Consider the following 4,694-nt stretch of genomic DNA (forward strand, 5'->3'; position numbering starts at 1 on the left):
AACCTTTACTTTAATCTTTTCTAAAAATTGCGTAGAATTACGTTTGTGTTTACGTAAAAACCCGCAATCGAAGGTTACAAACCTACTACTTGAAAGTATATGCTGTTGATGATAACATTGTTTGGTAGAAAAAACTGGACCGATGAAGAAATTGTAAAGGGAATCTTAGGTGATAGTCGCTCTCGTAATAAAGCCATTTCGGCCTTGTATGAGCAAAATCGAAGTTTTCTTATGAAATTTCTCCAATCGAAAGGAGGCTACCAAGATACCGTTCGACAACCCGAAGACATTATTTGGGAATCAGTTACAGCGGTGTTGAATAATATTTTGGACGGAAAATACCAGCCCGATTCATCAACCCCACTTTCGGGTTATCTGACTGCGGTTTGTCGGAATCTTTGGCATAAATACCTCGAACAAGAAGGCAACAGACAAGAAAGACAATTTACTTATATTGATGAAAATCAACAACCTGAGCCTGACATAACTCAGATTCTTTCGACCAAACAAAAATGGGATACCTATCTTGAAATTTTTGAAAAATCGGGTAAAAACTGCAAGCAAATCTTTACGCTCTGGCTCGTTGATGGTATGGATAATAAGCAAATAGCCGAAGTAATGATGCAAGAAGGAAAACTCAAAAACGAACAAGTAGTAAGAAATGCCAAAAGTGATTGTCTGAAAAAAGTAACCGAGATGTTACCCCCCCGCCCCTAAAGGGAAGCTTAATTTGACCATAAGTCTCATTGAAAATTATGAACGAAACTAAACTAAATATAATAGCCGATTTTTTGAACGGAAAGCTTTCAGCAACTGAAAAAGATGAGCTCTTGGCTCAACTCGAATCAGATGCTGAATTGAAAGCTGAATTTGAAAAATTACAGCAGCTAAAAGCTATTGCCGAGCGTAATCGGATTTTAGATGAAGTACGCCATGTTCACGAGCAGAAAATTGCAGGGCTAAAAGTATCAAAGGGGAAGAAAATTTCTTTACCAAAAGCTTCGGGTATTGCAGCGGCTGCGAGTGTTGTTTTTATGCTTTATTTGGGCAATGCCGACTTTGATTATATCCAAATCAGCAACACTGAGCGAGGCGAATCTACCCAACAGTCAGCACTGACGACTTTTGAAGATGGACTTCAATTATTGAAGCAAAGTAAAACAACAGAGTCTATCGAAAAATTCAACCAAGTGGCTAATAATCAATCTATTACAGACTACTACAGAGATGCTGCTCGGTGGTATAAAGTGGTGGCATTGGTTGAAATGAACAAAGATTCAGAAGCAAAAACCCTGCTGAGTCAGATTGAAAACTCAACAGGGTTTACCTATAAAATCTCTTGGCTTGAAAAGTGGAAATTGAAAGTGAGGTTGTGGTTTTAATTTTCGATGAAAGTGGCTACAAACATATTATTGCCATTTGTGGTAAGTGTAGAATGACCAAATTTTATATTCACCCCGCTAAAATAACCACTAATATTTATTTTGGATACCCCGCTCATTATTATCGAACTTGAAATACCAAATGGTTGAATTGTATTTGAAGTGAAGGTCTTTGCCCAAATACAATCAGCCGTAGGAGATAGCTTGGCTACAAAAATACATAGAAGAGAATTCCACTGGGTTATTATTTTTCTGTCAATCCATAGTTTATTATTCATTATACCCAATAAATAAATATTATTGAGAGCGTCTGTCCTAATAGCAGTAATATTATCTGAGAAAGAAGTCCCTTTGATTGCCTTTATCCACTCCTTATTTCCAGACATATCATATTGAACCAAGAAGTTTTCTATTCCACTAAAAATAGAGAGTGTGTTATTTCCCCAAGACATGGTAGCACTATAATTTCCTGCCACTAAGGCTTTGCCGTTATTGATAGCAACTGAATTGCCATTATCTCCGTTTACAGACCCAAAAGTATCACCCCAAACAAAGTTTCCTGAGTTATCTAAACATGCCACAAACGCATCGGCTCCACCAACCGAGGTATAGGTTGAAGCACCTAAAAGAATGGTTGAATTAAAATTACCCGTTATCAAAACTCTGTTAAAATTACTTGCTAAATCTTTAATTATTCCGCTGGTTTCATAAACCCATTGAACAACCCCCAAACTATTATATTTTGCAACAAATCTCGGTGCGGTGATATTGAAACCACCTAAATTTGTACCACCAGTCTGATACCCTCCTACATAAACTTCACTTCCGAAAACACTCATGGTGTTAAAGCCATCAAAAGAAAATGTACCGGTTCCGTTAAACGTACTCGACCACAAAAGTTGCCCATTTACATCAAATTTTGCTATAAAACCATCGGTTCCACCAACAGCAGTTGGAATGGTTGCTCCAGAGGCGGCAGTTACACCTGTAACTGTAGCTGAAGCAACTGAGCCAACAATATAAAAATTCTGTGTACTGGGTTCTACCATTACATCTGAAATTAGTTCATCTCCAAATAGATTCGAACCATTTCCTGCACCACCCATTCGATATGCCCAAGAAACAGCACCATTTTGGTCGTATTTAACTAAGAAAATATCTTGCCCGCCGGCACTTGTGAGAGTGGTAGTTCCGAATGTTGTGGTTCCCGAAAAAGTTCCAGCTACAATGGTTGAATTATTTGGAAAAATATCATTATAGGTGCTAAAAATATTACTTATGCCAGTATTATCAGATTTAATGGCTGTAATTGTTACGTTTGGGTCATTTTCAGGAGTATCGTGGCATCGCCATGAAGTACCGTTATAAACCCTGATACAGCCATAGTCCGTATCAAAAGCTTGCATTCCACGCTGTGGGCTTGCGATTGCTGTGATTTGTGAGTAAGTCAGATTGGGGAGGTTTACATTGCCAGTGCCGCCAGCCGTTATTAAAGTAGATTGAGCAAAGCCCAAAAATGGCAACAAGAAAAGAATAAATACTTTTTTCATTTGAGTAGAAATATATGGTGAAACATTGTTTTTCTACCATATACTTCTGGGGGGTGAGTCTGTAATGATGCTACTAAAAAAAATAAAGTATCATTTCGTTAACTTCGCCATAAAAAGAGCATAACCAAAATTTGAACTTGTTAGTTGAGTATTTCCAAAATCAAGGGTGGTTGATAGCGTTCGCCCAAGCGTATAAACATTTCCTTGTGCATCGGTAGTTAAAGCATAGATTTCATCTTCGGCAGCTCCTGTTGGAAGTTTTATACAGCTAAAACTAAGATTTGCATCAAGTTTTAGAATAAAGGCATCTGATGTTTGAGAATTAGTATTTGCCGTAAAACCAGCAAAGCTGCATGAACCAAAATAATAGCCAGCTAAGATTACTTCGGTATTTGAAGCAACTGATAAATCAATCTTTGGAACTAAACCCGCATTGCCAACGATAGTATTTACCCGTGAAACCACTCCAGTATTTAGATTAAACTTTTGAATAAAAATGCTTTCTGTTGCCCCAGAATATGTATTGCCTGCTGCTACAAAACTGCCATTAAATTTACCAACTAACACCCCATTTGAGGCATCTAAAGCTTTTATTTTCAGTCCTTTGGCAGTGTTTGAAACACCAAGTGTGTAAACTCCAGAAACGCCATTTACTCCGTTTGCATCAAACTCAGCCCTAAACATATCGCCATTGGGTGTAGCCACCGAAACGTTTGTAGTTCCGACGATAGCATTACCGAATATTTTTCCTGTCAAAAAAATCTTGTTTGTATTTAGTGAATGCACAAAAATACCGCCTGCTTCGTCATTACCATTGCCTCCCGCCGAGCGAAGCCACGCACAAGTACCATTTGCTGTGCTGAATTTTCCTACCCAAACATCGCTACCTCCTGCATTGCTGAGTGATTGAGCGTCAGTCGTAAAATTATTCCAATATTCACCAATTGCATAGATATTACCTTGATTATCAAGCGAAACATCAATAATTCTTTCATTGCTGGCGATTGGATTATTGCCAAAGACTTTGCTAAAAATGATATTCCCGCTCGCATCATATTTGAGCAAACAAGGGTTCGGATATGCCTGTGCTGTAATAGTAGTTATGCCATCAGTTACCGTTCCTGAAACGCTTCCTCCTAAGTACATATTTCCGTTATTATCAATATCTATCGCATTGATGTTCATATTGCCTGTTGAGCTGGCGTCTGGCCCGATTCTCTTTGCCCATTGACAAAGCCCATCTTGATTGAATTTAGCAATAAACATATTTTTAACTGAATATGATTGAAAGCTGATTTTTGAGAGGAAAATATTGTTATTAAAGGTAATCGAACCATTAAAACTACCAATTATATAAACATTACCATTATTATCTACATCAATGGTATTGGTTTCGGCATAAGAACTTATGTTACTACCCGCCTCAGCACTACTGATTGAAGTCAATCCTTGGCAGTATTGATTACAGCACTCACACGATGGCTGATACAAAGCAACCCAAGCCGTACCGTTGTAATATTTGATAACTTTAAAGGTTTTATCAAAGACCATCATGCCACTTCGTGGCGAAGTTATTGCTTGAATTTGGCTACTGGTCAGATTTGGCATTTCGACATTTCCCCCCGAGCCAGCAGTAATCAAAGTAGATTGAGCAAAGCTCAAAAATGGTAATAAGAATAGAAGTAACACTTTTTTCATTTGAGTAGAAGTATATGGTGAAATTTTTTTCTACCATATACTTCTGGCGGGGGAGTTTGTAACC

General features: G+C 37.9%; 4 protein-coding genes. 2 read left to right on the top strand and 2 right to left on the bottom strand.

The features are described 5' to 3' along the window. The first annotated feature begins 108 nt into the window (after window positions 1-108). Both ACOVO2_RS11595 and ACOVO2_RS11600 read left to right on the top strand, forming a co-directional pair. Window positions 109-717, top strand: coding sequence for an RNA polymerase sigma factor (locus ACOVO2_RS11595; RefSeq protein ID WP_421770130.1), 609 nt, complete (start codon window positions 109-111; stop codon window positions 715-717). A 38-nt stretch (window positions 718-755) separates the two neighbouring features. Next, window positions 756-1,382, top strand: coding sequence for a hypothetical protein (locus ACOVO2_RS11600; RefSeq protein ID WP_421770131.1), 627 nt, complete (start codon window positions 756-758; stop codon window positions 1,380-1,382). Here ACOVO2_RS11600 and ACOVO2_RS11605 read toward each other — a convergent pair. After that, window positions 1,379-2,932 carry a hypothetical protein gene (locus ACOVO2_RS11605; protein ID WP_421770132.1) on the bottom strand — a complete coding sequence of 518 codons (1,554 nt, stop codon included), beginning with the start codon at window positions 2,930-2,932 and terminating at the stop codon, window positions 1,379-1,381. The genes ACOVO2_RS11600 and ACOVO2_RS11605 overlap by 4 nt on opposite strands. Before the next feature lie 90 nt (window positions 2,933-3,022). Continuing rightward, on the bottom strand, window positions 3,023-4,630 hold the full coding sequence (locus ACOVO2_RS11610; protein ID WP_421770133.1) for a hypothetical protein: 1,608 nt from the start codon (window positions 4,628-4,630) through the stop codon (window positions 3,023-3,025). Window positions 4,631-4,694 lie beyond the last annotated feature (64 nt).

Origin of the sequence: Emticicia sp., from assembly GCF_049241225.1 — a bacterium.
Lineage (GTDB): Bacteria > Bacteroidota > Bacteroidia > Cytophagales > Spirosomataceae > Emticicia.

Excerpts from the sequence above, each read along its gene's own strand:
- ACOVO2_RS11595 (WP_421770130.1), top strand. The coding sequence starts at position 109 with ATGATAACATTGTTTGGTAGAAAAAACTGGACCGATGAAGAAATTGTA.
- ACOVO2_RS11600 (WP_421770131.1), top strand. The coding sequence starts at position 756 with ATGAACGAAACTAAACTAAATATAATAGCCGATTTTTTGAACGGAAAG.
- ACOVO2_RS11605 (WP_421770132.1), bottom strand. The coding sequence starts at position 2,932 with ATGAAAAAAGTATTTATTCTTTTCTTGTTGCCATTTTTGGGCTTTGCT.
- ACOVO2_RS11610 (WP_421770133.1), bottom strand. The coding sequence starts at position 4,630 with ATGAAAAAAGTGTTACTTCTATTCTTATTACCATTTTTGAGCTTTGCT.